29 protein-coding genes and 2 tRNA genes are annotated in these 23,305 nt (G+C 61.9%); 13 read left to right on the plus strand and 18 right to left on the minus strand.

Annotated elements, in window-relative coordinates; all coding sequences use genetic code 11:
- Nucleotides 1-139 precede the first annotated feature (139 nt).
- From SMD31_RS01105 to SMD31_RS01135, 7 genes are all read left to right on the plus strand, one after another.
- A complete protein-coding gene (locus tag SMD31_RS01105) occupies nt 140-1,447 on the plus strand; it encodes an NAD(P)/FAD-dependent oxidoreductase (RefSeq protein WP_320498748.1) in 1,308 nt (435 codons plus the stop codon).
- 6 nt (nt 1,448-1,453) lie between these two features.
- Nucleotides 1,454-1,858, plus strand: a complete 405-nt coding sequence (gene hisI, locus SMD31_RS01110) for a phosphoribosyl-AMP cyclohydrolase (RefSeq protein ID WP_320498749.1) — start codon at nt 1,454-1,456, stop codon at nt 1,856-1,858.
- Nucleotides 1,859-1,945: 87 nt separating this feature from the next.
- Complete coding sequence (locus tag SMD31_RS01115; protein ID WP_320498751.1) at nt 1,946-2,137, plus strand: hypothetical protein; 192 nt, start codon at nt 1,946-1,948, stop codon at nt 2,135-2,137.
- Between the two features lie 64 nt (nt 2,138-2,201).
- Entirely contained in the window at nt 2,202-2,822 is a 621-nt protein-coding gene (gene kynB, locus SMD31_RS01120; RefSeq protein ID WP_320498753.1) for an arylformamidase, read from the plus strand.
- A gap of 3 nt (nt 2,823-2,825) precedes the next feature.
- Nucleotides 2,826-4,067 (plus strand): kynureninase, encoded by a 1,242-nt coding sequence (kynU, locus tag SMD31_RS01125; RefSeq protein WP_320498754.1) that lies wholly within the window; start codon nt 2,826-2,828, stop codon nt 4,065-4,067.
- An 83-nt stretch (nt 4,068-4,150) separates the two neighbouring features.
- Nucleotides 4,151-4,393 (plus strand): Lrp/AsnC ligand binding domain-containing protein, encoded by a 243-nt coding sequence (locus tag SMD31_RS01130; protein ID WP_320498755.1) that lies wholly within the window; start codon nt 4,151-4,153, stop codon nt 4,391-4,393.
- Nucleotides 4,394-4,433: 40 nt separating this feature from the next.
- Nucleotides 4,434-5,777: an ABC transporter substrate-binding protein gene (locus SMD31_RS01135; RefSeq protein ID WP_320498756.1), complete on the plus strand. Its 1,344-nt coding sequence runs from the start codon at nt 4,434-4,436 to the stop codon at nt 5,775-5,777.
- Between the two features lie 58 nt (nt 5,778-5,835).
- On the opposite strand, the gene SMD31_RS01140 is transcribed toward SMD31_RS01135, so the two are convergent.
- The 7 genes from SMD31_RS01140 to SMD31_RS01170 form a co-directional block, all read right to left on the minus strand.
- Nucleotides 5,836-6,783 carry a branched-chain amino acid ABC transporter permease gene (locus tag SMD31_RS01140; RefSeq protein WP_320498758.1) on the minus strand — a complete coding sequence of 316 codons (948 nt, stop codon included), beginning with the start codon at nt 6,781-6,783 and terminating at the stop codon, nt 5,836-5,838.
- Complete coding sequence (locus SMD31_RS01145; protein ID WP_320498760.1) at nt 6,783-7,682, minus strand: branched-chain amino acid ABC transporter permease; 900 nt, start codon at nt 7,680-7,682, stop codon at nt 6,783-6,785. Before SMD31_RS01145 ends, SMD31_RS01140 begins: the two co-directional genes overlap by 1 nt.
- Before the next feature lies 1 nt (nt 7,683).
- Nucleotides 7,684-8,388, minus strand: a complete 705-nt coding sequence (locus tag SMD31_RS01150; protein WP_320498762.1) for an ABC transporter ATP-binding protein — start codon at nt 8,386-8,388, stop codon at nt 7,684-7,686.
- A 2-nt stretch (nt 8,389-8,390) separates the two neighbouring features.
- Nucleotides 8,391-9,152: an ABC transporter ATP-binding protein gene (locus SMD31_RS01155; RefSeq protein ID WP_320498764.1), complete on the minus strand. Its 762-nt coding sequence runs from the start codon at nt 9,150-9,152 to the stop codon at nt 8,391-8,393.
- A gap of 19 nt (nt 9,153-9,171) precedes the next feature.
- Nucleotides 9,172-10,683: an SDR family oxidoreductase gene (locus SMD31_RS01160; protein ID WP_320498766.1), complete on the minus strand. Its 1,512-nt coding sequence runs from the start codon at nt 10,681-10,683 to the stop codon at nt 9,172-9,174.
- Nucleotides 10,684-11,916 carry a dienelactone hydrolase family protein gene (locus SMD31_RS01165; RefSeq protein WP_320498768.1) on the minus strand — a complete coding sequence of 411 codons (1,233 nt, stop codon included), beginning with the start codon at nt 11,914-11,916 and terminating at the stop codon, nt 10,684-10,686.
- A 437-nt stretch (nt 11,917-12,353) separates the two neighbouring features.
- Nucleotides 12,354-13,250 (minus strand): LysR family transcriptional regulator, encoded by an 897-nt coding sequence (locus tag SMD31_RS01170; RefSeq protein WP_320498770.1) that lies wholly within the window; start codon nt 13,248-13,250, stop codon nt 12,354-12,356.
- 114 nt (nt 13,251-13,364) lie between these two features.
- Between SMD31_RS01170 and SMD31_RS01175 the strand changes: the two genes are divergently transcribed.
- A complete protein-coding gene (locus SMD31_RS01175) occupies nt 13,365-13,790 on the plus strand; it encodes a DoxX family protein (RefSeq protein ID WP_320498771.1) in 426 nt (141 codons plus the stop codon).
- Nucleotides 13,791-13,860: 70 nt separating this feature from the next.
- Here the strand turns inward: SMD31_RS01175 and SMD31_RS01180 are convergent.
- From SMD31_RS01180 to SMD31_RS01195, 4 genes are all read right to left on the minus strand, one after another.
- Nucleotides 13,861-13,937 (minus strand) — tRNA-Arg (locus SMD31_RS01180).
- A gap of 17 nt (nt 13,938-13,954) precedes the next feature.
- Nucleotides 13,955-14,263, minus strand: a complete 309-nt coding sequence (locus SMD31_RS01185) for an ETC complex I subunit (RefSeq protein ID WP_320498772.1) — start codon at nt 14,261-14,263, stop codon at nt 13,955-13,957.
- 162 nt (nt 14,264-14,425) lie between these two features.
- Nucleotides 14,426-14,502: transfer RNA gene (locus SMD31_RS01190), tRNA-Pro, on the minus strand.
- Nucleotides 14,503-14,513: 11 nt separating this feature from the next.
- Nucleotides 14,514-14,669, minus strand: a complete 156-nt coding sequence (locus SMD31_RS01195) for a hypothetical protein (RefSeq protein WP_320498773.1) — start codon at nt 14,667-14,669, stop codon at nt 14,514-14,516.
- Nucleotides 14,670-14,770: 101 nt separating this feature from the next.
- Here SMD31_RS01195 and SMD31_RS01200 point away from each other — a divergent pair, with 101 nt between their 5' ends.
- Nucleotides 14,771-15,079, plus strand: coding sequence for an HU family DNA-binding protein (locus SMD31_RS01200; protein WP_320498774.1), 309 nt, complete (start codon nt 14,771-14,773; stop codon nt 15,077-15,079).
- Between the two features lie 105 nt (nt 15,080-15,184).
- Here SMD31_RS01200 and SMD31_RS01205 read toward each other — a convergent pair whose 3' ends face one another.
- From SMD31_RS01205 to flgB, 7 genes are all read right to left on the minus strand, one after another.
- Nucleotides 15,185-17,632 (minus strand): response regulator, encoded by a 2,448-nt coding sequence (locus SMD31_RS01205; protein WP_320498775.1) that lies wholly within the window; start codon nt 17,630-17,632, stop codon nt 15,185-15,187.
- Between the two features lie 65 nt (nt 17,633-17,697).
- Nucleotides 17,698-18,768: a flagellar biosynthesis protein FlhB gene (gene flhB / locus SMD31_RS01210; RefSeq protein ID WP_320498777.1), complete on the minus strand. Its 1,071-nt coding sequence runs from the start codon at nt 18,766-18,768 to the stop codon at nt 17,698-17,700.
- Nucleotides 18,769-18,780: 12 nt separating this feature from the next.
- A complete protein-coding gene (locus SMD31_RS01215; RefSeq protein ID WP_320498778.1) occupies nt 18,781-19,542 on the minus strand; it encodes a flagellar biosynthetic protein FliR in 762 nt (253 codons plus the stop codon).
- A gap of 9 nt (nt 19,543-19,551) precedes the next feature.
- Nucleotides 19,552-19,812 carry a flagellar biosynthesis protein FliQ gene (gene fliQ, locus SMD31_RS01220; RefSeq protein WP_320498779.1) on the minus strand — a complete coding sequence of 87 codons (261 nt, stop codon included), beginning with the start codon at nt 19,810-19,812 and terminating at the stop codon, nt 19,552-19,554.
- Between the two features lie 51 nt (nt 19,813-19,863).
- A complete protein-coding gene (fliE, locus tag SMD31_RS01225) occupies nt 19,864-20,175 on the minus strand; it encodes a flagellar hook-basal body complex protein FliE (RefSeq protein WP_320498780.1) in 312 nt (103 codons plus the stop codon).
- Nucleotides 20,176-20,194: 19 nt separating this feature from the next.
- A complete protein-coding gene (gene flgC, locus SMD31_RS01230) occupies nt 20,195-20,602 on the minus strand; it encodes a flagellar basal body rod protein FlgC (protein ID WP_320498781.1) in 408 nt (135 codons plus the stop codon).
- A gap of 47 nt (nt 20,603-20,649) precedes the next feature.
- A complete protein-coding gene (flgB, locus tag SMD31_RS01235; protein WP_320498782.1) occupies nt 20,650-21,057 on the minus strand; it encodes a flagellar basal body rod protein FlgB in 408 nt (135 codons plus the stop codon).
- A 289-nt stretch (nt 21,058-21,346) separates the two neighbouring features.
- Here flgB and SMD31_RS01240 point away from each other — a divergent pair, with 289 nt between their 5' ends.
- Genes SMD31_RS01240 through fliP form a run of 4 tightly spaced genes read left to right on the plus strand, consistent with a single transcriptional unit; the run spans nt 21,347 to nt 23,296 of the window.
- Nucleotides 21,347-21,709: an EscU/YscU/HrcU family type III secretion system export apparatus switch protein gene (locus tag SMD31_RS01240; RefSeq protein WP_407652064.1), complete on the plus strand. Its 363-nt coding sequence runs from the start codon at nt 21,347-21,349 to the stop codon at nt 21,707-21,709.
- A complete protein-coding gene (locus SMD31_RS01245) occupies nt 21,706-22,071 on the plus strand; it encodes a hypothetical protein (protein ID WP_320498783.1) in 366 nt (121 codons plus the stop codon). The genes SMD31_RS01240 and SMD31_RS01245 overlap by 4 nt, the downstream gene beginning before the upstream one ends.
- A 41-nt stretch (nt 22,072-22,112) precedes the next feature.
- Nucleotides 22,113-22,508, plus strand: a complete 396-nt coding sequence (gene fliO / locus SMD31_RS01250) for a flagellar biosynthetic protein FliO (protein ID WP_320498784.1) — start codon at nt 22,113-22,115, stop codon at nt 22,506-22,508.
- Nucleotides 22,505-23,296: a flagellar type III secretion system pore protein FliP gene (fliP, locus tag SMD31_RS01255; RefSeq protein ID WP_320498785.1), complete on the plus strand. Its 792-nt coding sequence runs from the start codon at nt 22,505-22,507 to the stop codon at nt 23,294-23,296. The genes fliO and fliP overlap by 4 nt, the downstream gene beginning before the upstream one ends.
- The last annotated feature ends 9 nt before the right edge of the window (nt 23,297-23,305 follow it).

Consider the following 23,305-nt stretch of genomic DNA (forward strand, 5'->3'; position numbering starts at 1 on the left):
CGGGGCGCGGCACTCTCTCAACTGCAGCCCTCACGGTCAATCCATGCGCGCGCATGCCGAGATTGCTTTGGCCGCATTGACACTGCGGTAGCAAGGCAGGACATTCCCCACCATGTTCCTGCACTAATGGGGATTTAACGTGCAACTGCCCAATGCCCTGCCTGCCGAGGCGGATGTGGTCATCATCGGCGCCGGTATCCAAGGCTGCGCCAGCGCCTATTACATGACGCAAGCCGGCATGAAGGTCGTCCTGCTGGACAAATCGCGGGTTGCCGGCCAGCAAAGCTCGCGGGCCTGGGGGTTCGTGCGGACGCAGATGCGCGACCCTGACGAGATCCCCTTGATGGAAGCCTGCAAGACCCTGTGGCGCGGGCTCGAGGCAGAGCTCGGCAGCGATCTCGAATGGAATGACGGTGGGGCGCTTTACGCCAGCAACTCGCCGGCGATCATGGCCTACCGCGAAAAGTGGCTGCAGACGGCTCGGCCTTTCGGCCTCGATACGCGCCTCCTCAGCGTTGCCGAGGTGAAGAAACTGCTGCCCAACCTCGCCAGCCCGATCAACGGCGGCCTCTATACCAAGAGCGACGGCCATGCCGAACCGCGAAAGGCAGCGGCGGCTTATGCCTTGCGCGCACGCGAGCGCGGGGCCGTCATCCTGGAAGGCTGCGGCGCGCTCGCCATTGAGAAATCCGCCGGCCGTGTCAGCAGCGTCGTCACGGAATGGGGCGATATCCGCACCAAGCATGTCCTGCTTTGCGCGGGTGCCAGTTCATGGCGCCTGCTGAAGCCGCACCATGTGCTGTTGCCACAATCCTTCGTGCGTGCCTCTGTCGCGCGGACCAATATTCTGCCGGCGGTAACGGACTCAGCCTTCGTCGGCGATGGCATCGCGTTTCGCAAGCGCAGTGACGGTTCGCTCAATATCGCCTCCAGCATGCATGGCGATGTCGACGTGACGCTCGACCATCTGCGCCTTGCACCCTGGTATTGGAAGGCCTATCGCGACAGCGCCAAGGGCCTCTCCCTGCATGTCGGTGGCCCCATGCTGCGCGATCTTCGCCAGCGCCTGCCCTGGCGCGAAGAAGCACGCCAGCCGGCCATACACGAGCGTGAACCGATGATCCCGCCGCAGCAGGAACGCTTGCAGGGTGCCGTGCGCTTGATCGAGCGCGCCTTCCCGACGATCGGCCGCGTCGGAATCGCCGAGCAATGGGCAGGTAATATCGACACGCTGCCAGATGGCATTCCCGTGCTGGATGCGCCGCCCGCCCTGCCCGGCCTGCTGGTGGCGACCGGCTTCTGCGGCCATGGCTTCGCGCTGGGGCCAATTGTGGGCAAGATCATGCTGGCGCTGGCACAAGGCATCGACACCGGGTTCAACCTGCGGCCCTTCCGCCTATCGCGCTTTGCCGAGGGCGACGTCAAGCAACCTCTGTCCATCTGGTGATGCGCGATGCCCCAATTGACCCATGAGACGACGGCCTTCATCGACGGCCTGACCTACGACGCAGCTGGCCTCATTCCCGCAATCGCGCAACAGCACGACACGGGCGAGGTGTTGATGATGGCCTGGATGAATCGCGACAGCATCCTTGAGACGCTCCGCAGTGGCCGCGTCGTCTATTGGTCGCGGTCGCGCCAGGCGTTGTGGCGCAAAGGCGATACGTCGGGACAGGTCCAGACGCTCAAAGAACTGCGCGTCGATTGCGATAAGGACTGTCTGCTGGTGCTGGTCGATCAGATCGGCGTTGCCTGCCACACCGGCCGGCGCAACTGCTTCTTCACGTCGATTGGAGACAATAGTCCCAAGATCATCGCAGATGTGCGCATTTCGCCGGACAAACTCTATGAAAAGTGAGATGGAACTGTCTGCTGTGAATGAGTTTTTAACTGTTGCAGCATAGAGGATAGTTGAACGCAGCAGCAGACAGAGTAAACGAAAGCTATGGCTAGCCGGGAAGAGAACGAACAACGCGCGCTGGATATCGTCGCAGGTCGTGCCGACCCGGCGGCCGGTTCGCCGAAATCCGGCAAATCGGGCCTCGGCGGCATGGAGTTGACCGGTATCCTCCTGTGGGTGCTGGTGCTGCTCGCGGGCGCCGGCATCGCCGCCTACTACTTCCTCGCTGCCAAATAGCGCAGCTTGCCGCCGACCTCGCGGTCGCTTAGGGTTCAGTGACTGAATTCCTGGCAGATGGCGCATGCTCTACGACATTTCCCAAACTTTGAGACCCGACCTGCCGGTTTGGCCAGGTGATACCGCCTTTACCCTGAACCGCACTTGGGCGATGGGCCCTGGTATTCCCGTCAACGTCTCTGCCCTTACCCTGTCGACCCATAGCGGCAGCCATGCCGATGCGCCGTTTCATTACGACGGCGATGGAAAGACGATTGATGCGGTCGATGCCAATGTCTATCTGGGACCGGCACAGATCGTGGACGCCCGGGGGGCCAGCGGCTTCGTCACTGTCGAGCGCATCATGCCGCAATTGCACATGAATGTTTCCCGCGTGCTGATCCGCACCTATCAGACGGCGCCGCAGCAGATCTGGGACGACGATTTCGCCGCCATCGATCCGCTCTTGATCGAGGCGCTTGCTGATCGCGGCGTGAAGCTCATCGGCGTAGATACACCGTCGCTTGACCCGCAAAGCTCAAAGAAGATGTCGGCCCATCTTGCCGTCGCGCGGCGGGGTCTCGCCATTCTTGAAGGGCTCGTCCTCGACGCCGTGCCTTTCGGCGTCTATGAACTCATCGCCTTGCCGCTCAAAATCGCCGGCGCGGATTCGAGCCCCGTGCGGGCCATGTTGCGGAGCCTTTGACAGATGACCATGCTGGACCGCGCCCAATGCGCGGCGCTTGACGCCAAGGACCCGCTTGCCTTCGCGCGCGCGCGCTTTGATGTACCGGAGGGCCTGGTCTATCTTGACGGCAACTCGCTCGGCGCTTTGCCAAGGGCCACTGCCGATCATTTGAGCGCGGTGGTCCGCAACCAGTGGGGCCAGGACCTCATCACCGGCTGGAACAAGCATGGCTGGGTCGACCTGCCGCGCCGACTTGGCGCGAAGATTGCTCGTCTGACCGGCGCAGACCAGGATGAAGTAGTCGTTTGCGATTCGACCTCGCTCAATGTCTTCAAACTGCTGAGTGCCGCTCTCGCCTTGCAACCCGGGCGTCGGGTCATTCTCTCCGATACCGGAAACTTCCCGACCGACCTTTACATGGCGCAGGGCCTGGCTGATCTCCTCGGCCGGGACCACCGGCTTGAACTGGTGACGCCCGAAGCTGTGGCTGGGCGCATCGGCCCCGATGTCGCCGTGGTGATGCTGACGGAAATCGACTATCGCACCGGCCGCCGCCACGACATGGCCGCCATCAACAGGCTGGCCAAGGCTGCAGGCGTTCTGACGTTGTGGGACCTCGCCCATTCCGCCGGCGCCCTGCCCGTTGACCTCAATGGCACGGGTGCCGATTTCGCGATCGGCTGCGGCTACAAGTATTTGAATGGCGGTCCCGGCGCGCCGGCCTTCCTGTTCGTCGCCAAGCGGTGGCTCAATGAAACGCGCCAGCCCTTGTTCGGCTGGTTCGGCCACGCGGCACCTTTCGCCTTCGAGACCGCGTATCAGCCCAAGGCCGGTATCGACCGCTTCCTGGTCGGGACGCCGCCGGTCTTGAGCATGGCGGCACTCGAATGCGGCCTCGCCACTTTTGACGATATCGACCTGATTGAGATCCGCCGCAAGTCGCTGGCGCTCGGCGACCTGATGATCCGGTTGGTGGCTCAGGAATGTGCCGGCGCCGGCCTGACCCTGGCCAGTCCGACAGACGGGGGCCAGCGCGGGAGCCAAGTCAGCTACGCCCACGATTGCGGCTATGCCGTCATGCAGGCGCTCATCGCGCGCGGCGTCATCGGCGACTTCCGGGCACCCAATCTGATGCGATTCGGCTTTACCCCGCTTTATGTGCGCTACCAGGACATCTGGGAAGCGGTTGCCATCCTTAAAGCCGTTTTAGCGGGGGCCGAATGGCGGCGGCCAGAGTTCAGCCAGCGGGCGGCGGTCACCTGATAAAGCCGGCTCCGAGGACTGGATTTTATTGCCCCGCCGAGGCAACATGCGACCCAATTGGTACAATTAAGGAGTTCAGCTTCATGCGGCCGATTTTCGTGATGGTCAAATGCGAGCCGGGCAAGTCCTATGACGTCGCCGAAAAAGCGCTGGATACGGTGCAGCAGATCGCCGAGCTCTATTCCATTTCGGGGCAGTACGATCTGCTGGTGAAATGCTATCTGCCGACCGAAATGGATGTCGGCCGCTTCGTGACGTCTGAGTTGCAGACGCTGCCGCATGTCAAGGACACGCTGACGATCATCACCTTCAACGCCTTCACCTAGAACGCCAACGAACAACCACAAGGACAGGGGAAAGAAGAAAATGACGACCAGGATCTCGCTTATGAAGCGGGCCAGCATCGCGGCCATGCTCGCCTCGGGCCTCGCCCTCACTGCCTGCGGTGAGAAGAAGGAAGAACAGGCAGCCAGCAGCGAAGCGGCACCCGCTGCCAGCACGGCAACATCGGAGGCGACGCCCGCGGCCAGCACTGCGACCTCCGAGGCGGCACCTGCCGCGGCACCCGCTGCCGGCGACACCAAGGTCGGCATTCTCTTCGACGTCACCGGCCCGATCGCCAGCTTCATCCCGCCGATGATGGATTCGGTGAAGCTCGCCGAAAAGGAAATCAATGACGGCGGTGGATTGCTGGGGGGCAAGATGGTGACCGTGGTCGGTGACACCACCGGCTCGACCCAGGGCGCCGTCGACGCGGCGACCAAGCTGGTCAATGTCGAGAACGTGCCGGTAGTTGTCGGCGCGCTGATGTCCGGCACGACGCTGGCTGCGGCCAATGCCGTCACCATCCCGACCGGCGTGCTGCAGATCTCGCCCACCGCGACCTCGCCAGACTTTACCTCGCTGAAGGACAACGATTACGTCTTCCGCATTGTTCCTTCCGATGCCTATCAGGGTGTCGTGCTGGCCAAACTGGTGCTGGACCAGGGCATCAAGACCGTGGCCCTGACCTATGCCAACAACGATTACGCGACACCGCTCGCGACCGGTTTCGCCGAGGCTTACAAGAAGGGCGGCGGCACGATCACGGCCGAGGTGAAGCATGAGGAAAAGCAGCAGAGCTATGCGGCTGAACTCGGCACCCTCGCCAAGGATAAGCCGGAAGCCCTGGTCCTCATCGCCTATGCCGGCGATTCCGGTACGACCATCGTCAAGGAAGCCTTGGAGAACGGCCTCTTCAACCGCTTCATCGGCACCGATGGCCTGCGCGATAACAAGCTCATCGAGACGATTGGCGCCGACAACCTGAAGACCTCGTTCTTCACCTCGCCTTCCGCCCCGGAGAGCGACGCTGCCAAGGCGTTCGATGCACTCTACACGGCCGCCTACCAGACCTCGAAGGACAAGATTTTCATCGGCCAGACCTATGACTCGGTCATGCTGGCGGCGCTTGCCGTCGAGAAAGCAGGCTCGACCGATCGCGCCAAGGTGAAGGATGCCCTGCGCGAGGTTGCCAATGCTCCGGGCGAGAAGATTCTTCCCGGTGAATGGAAGAAGGCCAAGGAACTGATCGATGCCGGCAAGGATGTCGATTATTCCGGCGCCACCGGCGAAATGGAATTCGATGCCAATGGCGATATTCCCGGCGTCATCGGCCATTTCGTGGTCGACGGCAACGGCTACAAGCAGGTCGGTCTCGTCACGCCGTAAAGCGCCAGGCAACCATGCGAGCGGCCCGCCCATCGGCGGGCCGTTTTCGTTTTGGCGGTCAGCGGTCGATGCGCCGGGGTGGCCGTTCGGGCAAAACGCCCTTGGCAAAGCGCTGCAGCACGACGATCAGCAGCACGCCGATCAACAATGCGCGCATGTAAGAGGACCGGGTGATCCATTCGGCCGGCAGCCGATTGGTGAGAAGCTCGGTGCCGGACCAAATGAGCCAGACCAGCCCCGCGCCCAGCAGGGCACCACGGTTATTCCCGCTGCCACCGATGATCAGCATCACCCAGACCAGGAAGGTGGTGAGCAACGGTTCGGTGGCACTGGCACCGATGAACTTGAAATACATCGCGGAGAGGGCCCCGCCGAGGCCCATCACGGCGGCGCCGATGACGAAAGCCTCCAACCGGAAACGAACCACGTCCTTGCCGATGGCCGCCGCCGCCAGCTCGTTGTCACGTATGGCGCGCATGGCGCGGCCCCAGGGCGACACCCAGGCCCGCTCCAGAGCGACATAGACAGCCAGCATTACGGCCAGCACGAAGACGAGAAAGGCCACGTTACCCCAGGGCTGCCCCAGGCTTTCGAAGGGCCGTGGGATGGTCGAAATACCCATCGTGCCATTGGCCAGCCAATCTTCGTTCTTCAGCACCAGACGGATGATTTCCGAGATCCCGATCGTCGCCATCGCGAGATAGTCGCCCTTGAGGCCAAGGCAGATGCGTCCGATCGGCCAAGCGATGAGGCCCGACAGGAACATGGCGACCGGGATCGCCAGAATGGGCGGCCAGCCGAAGCCGCCCAGGTAATGTGGACTGTCAGGTGAAGCCAAGATCGCCGTGCTGTAGGCGCCGACGGCAAAGAAGCCGGCAATGCCGGCATTGAAGAGGCCGGCGAAACCCCATTGCAGGTTGAGGCCCAGGCACAAGACGCCATAGATGCCGAACATGGTCGCCAGCGACAGGGCATACATGAAGAGGCCAAGGAACTGCTGATCCATCACAGCACCCGCCCTTTGAAAAGCCCCGTCGGCCGCCAGATCAGCATGCAGACCATGACGAAGAAGGCGACCGCATTCTTGTAGGCGGGCGGGACCAGCGGCATGTCAGCGATCCAGGGATAGGTCGCCACTTCCTGTGCCACGCCAATCGCGAGGCCACCGACAATGGCGCCATATGGCTTGCCGATCCCACCCAGGATCGCCGCCGCAAACAGCGGCAGCAGCAGATCCCAGCCGACGCTGGGGTGCAGTTTCGAATTGATGCCGGCAAAGACGCCAGCCGCCGCAGCCAGGCCACCGCCAATGAGCCAGGTCCAGCGCACGACGCGTTCGGTATCGATGCCCGAGATGCGCGCCAGATCGGCATCGTCGCTCATCGCGCGCATCGCCTTGCCCATCCGGCTGCGGCTGAGGAACCAGTGCAGGCCGGCGGCGATCACGACAGAGACCAGAATGATGATGATGTGCTTCTGTGCAATGCGGAAACCGCCAAAGAGTTCGACCGGCTTGCGGATGCCCGTCTCGTAATTGAGGACGTCGACACCCCAGATCAGCTGCACCAGCGAACGCAGAACCAACATGACGCCGAACGAGGCAATGACGACGATGATGCCGGGACTCTTGCGGAAGGGTCGATAGGCTAGGCGGTCGACGACCACACTCACCAAGGCGCCGGCGATGACGGCAATCGGCAAGGCCAGATAGACAGACCAGCCAAGGCTCGCCACCAGGCTGTAGGCCACGTAGGCGCCAAAGGTCATGACGTCGCCATGGGCAAAATGGGCAAAGCGCAGGATCGCAAAAATGAGCGAGATGCCGACGGCGCCAAGGGCATAGATGCACCCCACAGCGACGCCCGGCAGGAAATAGAGATTCATGAAATCGGCCAGGGCTTGCATCTCATCCACCCAAAAAGGATTGGCCGATTTCGGGATTGCCGAGCAGCGCCTCCGCCGTGCCGGTGAAGCGATTGCGCCCAGTCGCCAGCACATAGCCGCGATGGGCAATCGCCAGGGCTTGGCGCGCATTCTGTTCGACCAGGAGAATACCGATCCCTTCCCTGTTGATGGCAAGGATCCGGTCGAAGATCTGCTCCATCATCAGGGGCGAAAGGCCTGCAGTCGGTTCATCGAGCATCAGGAGCCTGGGTTCCGTCATGAGCGCCCGCCCCACGGCGACCATCTGGCGCTGGCCGCCGGAAAGCTCGCCGGCCGGTTGGTTGGCCTTTTCCTTCAAGACCGGAAAAAGGTCGAACACCTGCTCCATCACCCGCGCTTGCGCGGCCGGCTTCAGGAAGCCGCCCATCTCGAGATTTTCGCGGACCGTCAGCGTGCGAAAGACATTGCGTTCCTGCGGCACGAAGCCCATGCCGGCGGCCACCAGCGCGTTGGGCGCGGCATTGGTGATATCCTTGCCGTCCAACGACACGCGTCCCTCGCGCAAGGCCACCAAGCCAAACAATGCCTTCATCGCCGTGGATTTGCCTGCACCATTGGCGCCGATGATGACGACGATCTCATGGGCACCGACAGTAAGGTCGACGCCATTGAGGATGTCCATCCCACCATAACCGCCGATCATGCCCTGGGCTTCAAGCAGCGCCATGATCAGGCCTTCCTGCCGCCGAGATAGGCCTCGATCACATCGGCACTGGCGCGAATATCGCTCATCGAACCTTGGGTCAGCACTCTGCCCTCCGCCATGACGATGACCGGCGAGCAGAGCCGCGCGATGAGGTCCATGTCGTGCTCGATCACAAAGAAGGTATAGCCGAAATCGCGGTTGAGACGCTCTATCTCGCCGGCGATCTCGGCGAGCAAGGTCCGATTGACGCCGGCGCCGATCTCGTCGAGCAGCACGACCTTTGGCTGCCACATCATCGTGCGGGCCAGTTCAACGAGCTTTTTCTGCCCACCGGAGAGGTTGCCGGCCAATTCGTGCTTCACGTGGTCGATGCGCAGTTGGGCCAGGACCTCCTCCGCACGTTCGCGAATGATGCGCTCCTCGGCCCGGACCTTTCGCCAGTTGAGCCAGACGCTGGCGACGTGTTCGCCCAATTGACCTGACGGGACCGCCATCAGGTTCTCCAGCACCGTCATGCGGCCGAATTCGTGTGCAATCTGGAATGTGCGGGCCAGACCCTGTGAGAACAATCGATGCGCCGGCCATCCGGTGACGTCAGTGCCGTCCAATGAGACACTGCCATGATCCGGGGCGAACAGGCCGGCAATGATGTTGAACAGCGTCGATTTGCCAGCGCCGTTCGGCCCGATCAAACCCGTGATCGATCCCTTGGCGACCTGCAACGAGCATCCGTCAACGGCGCGGATCCCGCCGAAGCGCTTGGTGATGTTGTCGACGACGATCATGGCCTGTGGTCGTCAGTACTCACGCTTTGGCGCGAACGGTGGTTTCCGCCGGCAGGTAATTGGCGAAATCCCCCTCGATCGCCTTGGCATCGAGAGCCACGCCATTGAAGACGCCAGATGCCATCCCGCCAGGATAGATATCCTCCATCCGCGCGCGAAGGCCTTGGATCAGGGCCTCGGCTACCTGTTGCGGGCGCATCTTCATGCCTTCGAAACCCGGCGTCATCGGTGTGTCGACGGCACCCGGCAGAACGCCCATCACATGCGTACCCTGCTTGCGCAGCTCGGCGCGCAAGGCCTGGGTCAGCGACAGCAGTGCCGCTTTGGAGGCAGCATAAGTCGCCATCAACGGTACGTTGCTGTGGGCCACGACCGAGATGAGATTGGCCAGCCCACCACCCCCGTTCTTGGCAAGGATCGGCTGGAACGCGCGCGAGAGCGCGAGCGTTCCCAGGTAGTTTGTTTCCATCTCCCGCCGCGCATTGTCGAGACCGTTGCCGCTGAACACGCCTTCATTGGAATTCCAGCCGGCATTGTTGATCAGGAGGCTGACATCGGGGCAGGCCCCGGCAGCCGCGGCGACGCTGGCCGGGTCGGTCACGTCGAGCTGGACCGGAACCAGTTTGTCGGGCGCCACCGCCGTCAGCAGACGCAGGCTGTCGACGTGGCGGGCGCCGCAATAGATCTTGGCAGCCCCCGCGCGCAGCAGGGCACGTGCGATTTCGCTGCCAATGCCGCCATTGGCACCGCTGACCAGGGCCACGGCATCCTTCACGAGGTCGGGCCCGGTGCCGGTCCGCGCGTGCTTCACGGCACCCTTGGCCGGCTCCTGGATCAAGGCCTGGTCATAGGCAAGAACCACCCACTGGAAACCTTGTGCACGGCGGTCGGCAGCAAAGCTCGCATAGGGCGTGAAGATGCCGCAAGTCTTGCCGGCGGCCTTGGCCGCCGTGAGGACGGATTGCACCGCCGCCTCATGCTTCGGCCCGAAATCCGGGAAGGTGCCGATCGACATCGCGAGGTCAAAAGGGCCGACGAAGAGCATGTCGATGCCGGGCACGGCCGCGATCTCGGCCGCGTTGGCAACGGCTGTGGCCGTCTCGATCATGACGGCGACGACAATGTCGTCATTGGCGTTCGGAATATAGGATTTGTAATCCAGCATCGGCCGCGTGCCGCCACCGGAGCGGCCGCCCATGGGCGGATACTTCGCCGCGCGCACGACAGCGCGCGCCTGTTCGGCGGTATCGACCATCGGCACGATCAGCGCCCGGGCACCAGCATCGAGCACATGGCCGATGGCGTAGTCGCTGGCATCGACGCTGCGCACGGCGGGGATGGTCTTATGCCGCACGAGGCCGATCGCGTATTCCAGGCTGGCACGGTCCCAGAGGCCGTGCTGCATATCAAAAAGAATGCAGTCCGGCTCGGACTCCGCCAGCAATTCCGCGACCGATGGCGACCCAAGGGTAGCCCAATGGCAACCGATGCAGCCACCGGCGGCGAGTTTTTCCTTCAACGGATTGGACATTTACTTCCCCGCGCTTTCGGCCCAGCGCTTCATCAAGGTGTTCGACGGCTGCTTTTCATCGAGCAGCTTCTTAGCCGTCTCATTTCCCGCCGTCGGCAGCCCCTTGGGATCAAGAAGGCCGATCTGGACCAGGACCGAAGCCTGATCCCAATAGATATGTTCATGATAGAGCTTGTCGCCGCGGAAACAGACGATCGCCACCAGCGGGATCTCGACATACTTCCCGGTCGGCTTCACGCCGGGCAACATCCAGTCGATCTCGCGGTCGTGGGTAAAGCAGAACAACATCTCGTCGACGACACGATCGGCGCCAACTGTGCGCGAGATCGGGATGAGCTTGGTATCGGCCGGATTGGCATTGACGAAATGGTGCTGATAGAAGCGCGCCAATTCCTTTTGTCCGACACCCCCCGTCATGGTCGGGATGTGGTTGACGTAAGGCTGGTCGACCATCGTCTTCATCGTCGCCGCCACATCGCGCGTCGCGAATTCGTGATAGCAATGGGCGTCCCACAGGGCCGAGAGATCAAAATGCGGCCCAAGCGCACGACGGAACACGGCGATCGAACGTGAATGCGCCATGATCGAGGCCGGCTTGTCGAAATGCTCGCCCATTGTCCGAGCAAAGGCGTGGTCGACGCCGGGATAGACATAGGTCTCGATGTCCGGCCGATCCTTGAACGCCGCGATGATCTGGTTGCGCGCGTTGGCGTCGCAATACTTGTCCAACTCAGCAAAGTGCAGCACGGTCGGGCATTTGATGTTCTTGGCCTCGGCCAGCGAGCCTTCGATGCCGACGCCGTAATAGCCGACCGCCGCATCGACATCGACGCGCGCTGCCGTGAGATAAGCGAGCTTGCCTCCCAGGCAGTGGCCGAGCACGCCAACCTTGCCGGTACAGTCGCTCCGCGCGCGCATCGCCTTCACCGTGGCGGCGATGTCCTCGATGCCTTTATCGACATTGAAGTTCTGGAAATAGCCAAACGCCCGCTGCCATTCCTCGGGCGAATAGCCCATGTCGACATGGGGCTCCATGCGCCAGAAAAGATCCGGTGCAAGGACCACGTAACCTTCCTCGGCATAATAATCGGCGGTTTCGCGCACATAGGCATTTACGCCGAAGATTTCCTGGCAGAGGACGATGCCCGGCCCCTTGCCGGCCTTCGGCAGCGCCAAATAGGCACGGAACTGACCACCATCTTGCGCGTTAATTGTCACGTAGCTGCCGGCCATGTTTGCCCCCTGGTCCATTTTTTCTGCTAGCTGCACGAAAACTGCCCCATCGAGCCAATCTTGGCAACTATATGTGCGATTGGCGGCGCAATAAGAGTCCGAGCCCGGAAGCCACGCAACCAGCAGTCTGTGACGCCATGTCGCTGCTGCAATCGGGGTCGCCAAGCCCCATATAAAAAAGCGCGCTCATGCGCCTCATTGGACGGAATGAGATTGTGAAGACGCCTCAACGCTTCGGCAAATTGCCGATAGATGACCTGCTACGCCCCGAACCGAAGCCTGACGAGCCCGAAAGCTCTGCCGGGGGTTTGGGGTTGCTCGGTATTGTGATGGCCGCGACTGCCCTGGTCGTCATTTACAGCAGCACCCCGATCGACGCCCCGGAATGGCCCGATTGCCCCATCCAGTCGCTGGGCAGCTGCGGCGAGAAATAGCCGCTAATCGCCGGCAAGAAGCCGCCGCTTCTTGCGCAATGCCACCGACATGAAGTCGAGAAATGCCTTGATGCGCGCCGCCCGCCGCAGGTCCGGATGCGTCAACAGCCACAGATTTGTGGCATAGGCAGGATCGACCGGCTCCAGCCGTTGCAGAAAAGCGCTGCTGTCCCCCGCAAAGCAGGGCAGAACGGCGATCCCCATGCCTGCTTCGGCACCCGCAACCTGCGCCAGCAGCGAATTGCTGCGATAGGCAAAGCTGGGGCTGAGCCCGCGGTTGCGATAGAAACCGCCAAAGCGCAGCGTTTCCGCGCCATCCTCCCAGCCAACCCAAGGCAGCGCCCGCAGATCGTCACCATCGGCGATGCGGGCCGCGAACGCCGCCGTCCCATAGACTGTCATATTGAGGGGGCCGATATTGATGCCCGTCATCGCCTCCGGCGCGGATGCCGTTGGTCGTACCGCGATATCGGCTTCCCGACGTGAAAGATTGAGGAAGCGGTTGTCGACGATGACCTCCAGCTCGATCTTGGAATAGCGCGCGCGGAAATCGGCAAACATCGGCAGAAGCAGGCGCTGCGCCATGTCATCCGGTGCGGTCACCCGAATTGTCCCCGTCAGGCTGAGATCGCCCCCAGCCATGCGCCGCTCGGCGGCCAGGGTCTGCACTTCGATCGCCTCGGCTGCCGCCAGCGCCACCTCTCCCGCCGCCGTCAGGCCATAGCCGGAGCGATGGCGGTCGAACAGCCTGACCCCCAGCCGCCCCTCCATGGCGTTCACCTGACGGAAAACGGTGGCATGGTTGACACCCAGCAACCGGGCAGCGGGCGCCAGCCCCCCCGTTCGGTGGATCGCCAACACCACGCGATAATCATTCCATTCCAGCGAATTAGAAGGCATACCTGTGCATTTCTGCAATAATGGATGGCAATTTATTGGCAGTTTATATCAGAAATTCAACAGCCGATATTGGTTTCACACCACCGCCCCCTCGAAACCAAAGGAAGCTCAACCATGATCGACCAGAAGAATGCCGCCCTGGCGGCCTTTGCCCTGCGCCTGTCGCTGGGTGTCATGTATCTCGCCCATGGCGTGATCCTGAAATATCTGACCTTCACCCTGGCCGGCACGGCCCAGTTCTTCGAATCCCTCGGCCTTCCGGCCGCCCTCGCCTACCTGACCTTCGCCGGCGAGACGCTGGGCGGCATCGCCCTGGTGCTCGGCTTCAAGTCGCGCATCGTCTCCGTCGTCCTGATCCCGATCCTGCTCGGCGCACTTTGGGTCCACAGCGGCAATGGCTGGGTGTTCAGCGCTGCCAATGGCGGCTGGGAATATCCGCTGTTCCTGATCGTGATCTCCGGCATCGTCGCCCTGCTCGGCAACGGCGCCTTCGCGATCGACAATGTCCTTGGCAAATCGGCGCAGCCCGCCCGCGCCTAAGCCACATCGATCTGCAAACGCGAAAGGGCGGCAGTGATGTTCACTGCCGCCCTTTTTCATGACTGCAATCTGGCGACCCCAGCGTGATTCGAACACGCGACCTGCTGCTTAGAAGGCAGCTGCTCTATCCAGCTGAGCTATGGGGTCGGAGGCGTCGCGTCGTTTCAGTGCGTCCAGCGACCGACGCGGTCATATCTAAAATTGTCGGCATAAGCCTTGGTCGCCAGGTTGCGCTGCTTGGGCTGCTCGATCTCATAGGCGATGCCTTCGCGCGTCGCATAGGCCACGGCCTCTTCCTGCGTCGCAAAAACAAGGCGCACTTGACGGCGCGTATCATCGCTCGACGTCCAGCCCATCAACGGATCGGCGCGGCGCGGCGACTGCTGCGGGAATTCCAGGATCCAATCGCTGGACCGGCCCGAACGGCCGGACTGCATCGCCGATTTTGCCGGCTGATAGATTCGTGCAGCCATTTCCTAACCTCGCTTCCTTCATTCCTACGGCCCCGAATCGGGCGCCAAATTCAGGGCTCCAAACTGGCCCCCGCTCGGTGACCCCGAATTTTTCGGGCCCTCCATGAGCGGCCCAGGTTGCCCCTCAAGCTTGAAACATCCCGTTAACGGGATGGTGCGAAATGGTCGGGGTGAGAGGATTCGAACCTCCGACACCCTGCTCCCAAAGCAGGTACTCTACCAGGCTGAGCTACACCCCGATCCCGCAAAATCAAGCATTTCCAGCCGTTTTATCAAAGCCCGCAGAAACTGCAACCGGCGTTTTGATGACCGTGCCGACCGAGCGGAAAGCAGCGGATTCGGCATTTATGCCAAACATGCCAGCATTCCACCGCATGGCATTGCGCTGCAGAAAGGCCCGCGTCAAGCGGATTTCTATCGTTTTCAGGCTGCTTTCTTTGTTTGCGACTCATTCCCGCCGTCGTTATGCTCCGGCCTTGGGAATCATCCGTGACAGAGGGGCTTATTATGGCAACCGCAACGAAGACCGCAGCAGCACAGAAGACCGTAACGCTCAAGCAGCTTGGCACCGACCTCGCCGAGAAGCACGAGCTGTCGAAGAAGCTGGCCAACGAAGTTCTCAGCGACCTCGTGGCGCTGATCGGCAAGCACCTGAAGAAGGGCGACAAGATCCGCATCCCGGCTCTGGGCATCCTTCAGGTTCGCAAGCGCCCGGCGCGCATGGGCCGCAACCCGGCCACCGGCGAAGCCATCAAGATTAAGGCCAGCAAGAAGGTCGCCTTCCGCGCTGCCAAGGAACTGAAGGAATCGATCTAATCGATTCCTGGCAAGTTTCTGCGAGACTTGCGACAACGCCGCGCCCCTTGGGGCGCGGCGTTCTCGTTTGGGCAACGGAATCCCCAGGCCACCATCCACAGGCCGTCAGTCGAGAACTTCCTTCACCTTCGTCGCCAGCTGCTTAAGGGTGAAGGGTTTCATCAGGAAATGCGCCTCCTCGCCGGCATCGACTTTGCGGCGGAAATCGTCCTCGGCATAGCCGGAGATGAAGATGACCTTCACGTCGGCCCGGCGCTGGCGCACTTCCTTGATCAAGGTCGGACCGTCCATGCGCGGCATGACCACATCGCTGATGATGAGGTCGATGTCATTGAGCTGCTCGTTGATCAGTTCCAAGGCCGCCTCGCCGCTGCGGGCCTCCAGCACCTTGTAGCCCTTGTTCCGCAGGGCGCGCGCTGAGAACAGGCGCACGGCATCCTCATCCTCGACCAGCAGGACCGTGCCGATGCCGGTGAGGTCGCGGGGTTGGTCGTCGGCGCTGTCCGCCCGCGCCGCGGAATCGCCGGTCGCCGCATGCTGGGGCAGATAGATGCGGAAATTGGTGCCCTTGCCGACCGTGCTGTCGACAAAGACGAAGCCACCTGTCTGGCGCACGATGCCATAGACGGTCGAGAGGCCGAGCCCCGTTCCCGAACCGACCGCCTTGGTCGAAAAGAACGGCTCGAAGATGCGGTCCAGGATCTCGGCCGGAATGCCCGAACCGGTATCGGCGATTTCGACCAATACATAGGGGCCAGGCGGCATGACCTCGACGCCGCGACTGATCGGCTCGGTCGTCGTCACGTTCCGGGTCCGAATGAGCAGGCGACCACCTTCGATCATCGCATCGCGCGCATTGACGGCGAGATTGATGATGACCTGTTCGAGCTGGCCGGCATCGACGCGGACGAACTTAAGGTCGCGGCCATGCTCCATCATCAGTTCGATGTTCTCGCCAATGAGCCGGCGCAGCAGATGCGACAACTCGGCCAGCACATCGGTCACGTCGAGCACGCGCGGCTGCAGCGTCTGCTGGCGCGAGAAGGCCAGCAGCTGGCGCACCAGATTGGCCGCACGATTGGCATTCTGCTTGATCTGCATGATGTCGGCGAAGGACTGGTCGCCGGCGCGATGGCGCAGCAGCAGCAAATCGCAGAAGCCGATCATCGCGGTCAACAGATTGTTGAAGTCATGCGCGATACCGCCCGCCAGCAGGCCCACCGCCTGCATCTTTTGCGACTGGGCGAACTGGGCCTCCAGGCGCTTCTGTTCGGTGGCGTCGATGAGATGCACGATCATGCCGATGGCGCGGCCACGATCTTCGCGGCGCGAGGCATAGATGGTCACCGAACGCTGCTTGTCGCCGATCAGGCGCACGGTCAGGGGTTGGCCGGCACGGCCATCGGCCATTACCTGCCCCAGATGCGCCTCGGCAGCCGCCCGCTCTTCCGGTTGAACCAGTTTGACGAAGGGCATCTGCGACCATTCGGCGCCGATCAGCAGATGCTGGAAGGCCGGGTTGGCCTGTTCGACCCGCCCCTTCTCGTCGAGCAGCAGGATGCTGGCCGGCGCTTCTTCGAAGAAGCGCTGGAAGTACTGCTCGGAGACCTGCAACGCGCTTTCCAGTTCGCGCTCGCGGCTGAGGTCGTGTACCACGGAACGCGTGCGCAGCTTCATGCCCTTGCCATTGGGCGACTGGACATTGGCGACGTCATGGCGAATGAAGGCTTGAAAGGCACGTTCATTGGGGCCGCGCAGGGCCACCTCGCCGCTGCGCGCCTGGGGGTCGCGGAACGGGCTGTAGGGGTGCGCATCGAGCGGCAGGTTGTCTGCCACCAAGTCGTGCAGCGTCTCGCGGTAGCCGCCTTCGTTGTCCGGCAGCAGGCCCAACCAGTTCGCCAGGGTCGAATTGACGAAGAGGAAGCGGCCATTCTCGTCGACCGAATAGAAGCCGATCGGGGCATGCTCGATGAGATCGGCAAACGTCTCGTGGTCGGAACGGATAAAGTCTTCGATCTGCCGCTGCGCGGTGACCTTTTCCGCCCCCCACAGCACATGGCCGGGAAAGCCGATGATGGACCGTCCCGAGACATCAAACCAATCGGTCTGGCCATCGCCCTGCGGAATCTCGATCTCGGTGCGGCCGCGGCCACCCTCGGCCACGGTCAATATGAGCTGGCGCAGGATTTCCGCCGTGTCCGAGCCGGCGCTGACCCGCGACATCAGCAATTGCGGCAGGGCGGCGTTCGACCCCTGAAACAGGCGGCCAAAGGCATCGTTGGCAAGGACCACGCGACCGGTCGGGTCGATCAGCTGCCGCGCCCGGCTGGTGGCATTGAGGCTGCCCAGAAGAAGATCGCGGCGTGCCGCAGTCCGGCGCCAGCCGACCAGGCAGGCGGCCAGGGCGGCAATCAGCAGCACGATGACGCCAATGGCAACGATCGGCCAGAGCGGGCTGGTCGCCGCCATCTCGGCCGATTGGGCATTGGCGGGCGGCAAGGGTATGAGGCCAGCCGCCGCCAGGATTCCGCAAAGAATGGTCGCTCGGCGCAAGGTCAGACCCTCGTTTCCATCAACGCGGGCCGAGTTTAGCCGATCCTCTTGCCAAATCCAGCCGCCTAGAGCCGCCTTTTCTTCAGCTTGAAGATATAGGAAATGAGCTCGGCGACCGCTTTGTAGTATTCCGATGGGATTTCCTGGTCGATCTCGACCGCCGCGTACAAACCACGCGCCAGTGGCGGGTTCTCGATCACCGGCACGTCGGCGCCTTCCGCCACTTCGCGAATGCGCAACGCGACCTTGTCAGTCCCCTTTGCCACGACCTTCGGTGCCGACATGGCGGTTTGATCATATTTCAGGGCCACGGCGTAATGCGTCGGGTTGGTGACGACCACATCCGCTTTCGGCACCTCGCCCATCATGCGCCGGCGCGCACGTTCCATGCGCAGCTGCCGCAGGCGCCCTTTGACCAACGGATCACCTTCCGTCTGCTTGTATTCGTCACGCAGGTCCTGGCGCGACATACGCAGGCCCTTCAGATATTCGTAACGCTGATAGAAGATGTCGGCTCCGGCGATGACCCCCATCACCGCGAAAACACCGATCAGCAGGATATGCATCTTGTCATTGATGATCGCCATCAGCTGGACCATGTCCATGCCGATCAGCCGATGGAGATCGCCAACGCTGGGCATGATGAACGCACCGACCACCGCCGCGACGATCGCGATCTTCATGATGCCCTTGATGAGCTCGGTGACCGAGTGCAACGAGAAGATGCGCTTGAAGCCTGCCATCGGTGAAATCTTGTCCAGGCTCGGCATCAAGTTCTCCGCCGACCAGAGCAAGCCGAACTGAAGATAGCTGGCGCCAAACGCAGCGAGGAATGCCAGCACCAGCGGCGCCGCGCCGGCCAGGAGGATCAAGCCCAGCGTTCGCCAGGCGATATTCAGAAGATGACCGAGATCCGTCGGTATCTGGTCCGGCGCTTCCAGGAACGGCAGAGCGACGCTGGCGATCTGCTTGCCCGCGAACTGTCCGAACATCAGCACGGCCAAGGTCAGCGCCAGGATCATCAGCAGATGGTTGAATTCCTGCGATTTCGGAACCCGGCCTTCATTGCGGGCTTCGTCCAGCCGCTTTGACGTCGGGTCTTCGGTTTTTTGCGAGTCATCGCTGTCTTCGGACATCGCCTATCCCACCTATTCCGCAAAACCGGTGAGATGATTGCGATAGACCTCAAGGAACCAGATCATGGACGCCGAGACGGTCACCGCCATGAGGCCGAAGCCAACCAGAAGCTGTAGTGGCATGATGACAAAAAAGACCTGCAGCGTCGGCATAAGTCGCGCAAGCAGCCCCATGCCGACGACCAGAACGACGCCATAAACCAGGAATGGCGCGGACATCTGCAGCGCCAGCAGGATTGAATCGGCCGAGACGCGGGCGATCATGTTCGCCACGTCCTGCAACGGCGGCACTTCGCCCGGATGAAACACGCCGTACGTGCCGACCAAGGCACGCAAGGTCAGATGATCGAGATCGGTGGCAAAGATCAGCACGACCGCGACAGCAATGAGAAAATTGCCGGTGATGGCACCTTGCTGTGCCGTCGTCGGGTCGCTTGAAAAGGCGTTGGCTATGCCGATCTGCAACGCGATGACCATGCCCGCCGACAGCGTCGCCAGCAGGATGAGGCGGCAGATCATGCCGAAAAACAATCCCACCAGGATTTCGCTGATCACCAGCAATGCCATGGCCATCGGTTCCGGCGGCAATATGGGGATCATATCCTTGACCATCGGCATCAGGACAAAGGACATCAGCAAGGCAAAGGCGAGCCGCGAGCGCACGGCGACATAGACCTCGCCAAAGCCCGGAATGAGCGAAATCGCCGCGCCGATTCGAGCGAAGATCAGGAGAAACTGGAAGAGCGACCCGGTGAGGAAGGCTTCGATGGACATCACCCCGCCTCAGCCGCTCGCCCGCGCCATGATCTGTTCGAAGAAGTCCGTCAACGCATGCAGCATGAAAGGCGCCAGCAGCAGCAGCGAGATGAAGACGATCACCACCTTCGGCACGAAGGTCAGTGTCGCTTCTTGAATCTGCGTCAACGCCTGGAACAGAGAAATCAGGAGGCCGACCGCCAGCGAGATCAACATGATCGGCGCGCCCACTTTGAGTGTCACGATGACCGCGTCACGGGCAATTTCGAGAAGTGCTGCCTCATCCATGGCGCAAGTGTATCACGAAGCCGACCGATCGCAGACTTGATGTTCTGCCAATCAGATCGGCATACGCATGATTTCCTGGTAGGCGGAGATGACCCGGTCGCGCACGGCGGTCACGGCCTGCAGCGTCACTTCGGCGGCGGAAACCGCAGTCACGACATCAGTCACATTGGCCTGGCCGGCCGCTGCCAGCATGCTCTGCTTTTCGTCGTTCTTACCGGCCTGGACGGCATCGGTCTTGATGTTTTGCAGCAGCTCGCTGAAGCTCGGCCCTTCGGTTTCGCGGGCTTCCATGCCCCCCGTGCCCAAGGCCTTGGCGGCATTGTTGTAGGCATTCAGGGCTGCGTTGATGGTCGAATCGGCCATATGCTTGGCTCCTCAGCCTTTAGCGCAGAACGTCGATTGTGCGGGACAGCATGGTGCGCGAGGCCTCGATAACCTTGAGATTGGCTTCGTAGGAACGCTGGGCTTCACGCATATCGGTCATTTCGACGAGCGCGTTCACATTGGGCAGGCTGACATAGCCGTCCTTGTCGGCGGCTGGATTGCCGGGCTCGTACTTCTTGCGGAAATCGCTCCGATCCGTTCCGACCTTGGCCACCTTGACCAGATCGACGCCCATCTCGCGGTCGAGCTGGTTGCGGAAGGTAATGGTCTTGCGCCGGTAGGGATCAGCACCCGGCGTCTCGCCAACGGAATCGACGTTGGCAAGGTTCTCGGCGATGACGCGAAGGCGCTCACCCTGTACCCGCATGCCCGAGGCCGAGATGAACATTGAATCGAAGAGTTCCATGCTACGCTCCTATCGTCGCCGGAATATCGCCGCGCCGGCCCATGCGCTCAGGCGCCACCGCGACCGATCGCCGTTTTGAACAGGTCGATGTGCTTGCGATAGAGATTGACCACCATGTTGTAATTCATCTGGGTCTCGGAGACTTTCATCATCTGCTCTTCGACCACCACGGCATTGCCGACCGGCGCCGTTTCGTAAGTCTTTTTCGATTTCTTCGGATCGAAATCCCCAACGGGCGCGACGGTGCCGACGAGGTGCTTTTTATTCGTACGGGCCGGTTCGACCGGCTCCAGCTTGCGCATCTCGGCTTCAAAATCGATCGGCTTCAGATCCTTGGGCTGGTAACTCGGCGTGTCGGCGTTGGCGATGTTCTGCGACAGGACGCGCGTGCGCTGGCCGAGCCAGTTCATGCGCTCGGTCAACCGCTCGAACAATGGGATGTTGGTAAAGTCCATCCGCTTCGCTCCCGGACACCCGCCAAGGCAGGCCAAAATCCGCCTGTTAAGGCGGCGTTCCCGGCCACTTTGGCCGCCAGCCCTTAAGATCCCGTTAAATTACCTAAAATGCTATGAAAAATCTCGGCAAATTGGGCCTATCTCACGCACCCGGGTGTGGGCGTCACCGAAGATATTGATTCAGCACCATATTGCCGCATCGTTAAGGCCTCGTTAAGCAGCTGGCGAACATAGTATAAGAGGTCAGACACTTCCCGACGGGCCGAGAATCGGTCCCATGGAGCCGAGAATGGGTGCGAGCGACGAGGATGAGATCGGCCCCCGGCGCCCCCGATGGCAAAAGCCAAAGGAGCGCGTGCCGATTGCCGTGGCGCTCGACCACAAGCCCAAGATGGGCGCTACCGCCGGCCAGACGGCTGGCGGCCCGCGCTCACCCAGGGTCGTCGCGACCGGTCGCGGCAACGTGGCCGAGCAGATTCTCGAGATCGCTTTTGCCAAGGGCGTGCCGGTGCGCGAGGATCCCGATCTGGTCGAATTGCTGGCAGCCGTCGAAATTGACGCCGAGATCCCGGTCGATGCGATTGCCGCCGTCGCCGAGATCCTCAGTTATATCTACCGGGCCAATGGCCGACCGCAGGATGAGACACCATGAGCGCGCCCCAGTCACTGCCGGAGCACGAGGACCTCGCCACGGCAATTGCCGAACTGGCAGCCATGATCAACGAGACGAAAGTCATGGCCGATGCCGGGCAACTCGTTGAACTCGATCTGCTCGCCATGCGGATCGCGGTGCTTTGCGATGCCGTCGGGTCGCTGTCCGTCGACAAGGCGCGCCCGTTGCGCCCAGCGCTCGAGACGCTGATGGGGGAACTGGACCGCCTCGACTTCACCTTGCGGCGCAGAAATGTCGACCTGTCGCTCGACCTGCAGCAGGCCGACCGCCGGTTGCGTGCCCAGCTTGCCTATGGCCCTGGGCCTGGCAAGAAACCCGGCTCCGCGCCCGAGCGGAAGTGATCCCGTGTCCTCGCCGAGCCTAGTCCGACCCGGATCCCGCCATGGAGTATGAGACCTATCTCCGCTTCGTTCTGGCGCTGCTGCTGGTTCTCGGCCTCATTGCCATTTTTGCTTGGGCATTGCGTCGCTTCGGATTCGGCGGGGCTTTGCGCGCCGACAATCGGCGGCGCATCCAGGTACTCGAAACAACCCCCTTGGGTCCGCGGCATCGCCTTGTGCTCGTTCGCCGCGATCACATCGAGCATCTGCTACTGCTCGGACCGCAAGGCGATGTGGTGGTCGAGCGCGGTATCGAACGCGCGACCTTCGAGCAGGAGATGACTCGTCCAACCCCATCCCGCCTTGCCGCCGCGCGCGGTTTGGTCCGTCAGGAACCGCCGTCCCTCCGCCCGGCCGCTGGATCCGGTGCGGAACCCCAGGAAAACCATCAGCCATGAACCCATCGTCGACACCGAGCCGCCGCACAAATGCCTGGCGGCTTGCTTCAATCGGCCTGCCCCTGCTGACGGTGCTGCCAATCTTGTTGCTGAGCGCCTGTCCGGCACTTGCACAAAGCCTCAACCTTGATCTGGGCAGCGGCCCGAATGGCGGCACCACTGGCCGCATCATCCAGTTGCTTGCCTTGATGACGGTCCTGTCGCTAGCACCCGGCATCCTCATCATGGTTACCAGCTTCACCCGCGTGGTGATCGTCCTTTCCTTGTTACGCTCGGCGCTTGGCGCACAGCAGACGCCGCCCAACATGGTCCTCACCAGCCTTGCCCTCTTCCTCACTGTCTTCATCATGGCGCCGACTTTCCAGAAGGCCTATGACGACGGCATCGCCCCGCTGATCGCAGAAAAGATCAACGAGGAACAGGCCTTCAACCTCAGCGTCGCCCCTTTCCGCACCTTCATGCTGTCCCAGGTGCGCGAAAAGGATTTGCGGCTGTTCATGGATATGGGGCAGATCGACGAAGTGGCGACGCCTGAGGAAACACCGCTGAAGGTGCTGGTGCCCGCCTTCATGATCTCGGAATTGCGGCGCGCCTTCGAGATCGGATTTCTCGTCTTCTTACCCTTCCTCATCATCGACATGGTGGTCGCTTCGGTCCTTATGTCGATGGGCATGATGATGCTGCCGCCAGTGATGATCGCCTTGCCGTTCAAGCTCATCTTCTTCGTGATGGTCGACGGCTGGTATCTGGTGGCCGGCAGTCTGGTCCGCAGCTTCGGCACGACCTGACCCGTCAAC

It is taken from the genome of Dongia rigui (genome assembly GCF_034044635.1).
Classification (GTDB): Bacteria; Pseudomonadota; Alphaproteobacteria; order Dongiales; family Dongiaceae; genus Dongia; species Dongia rigui.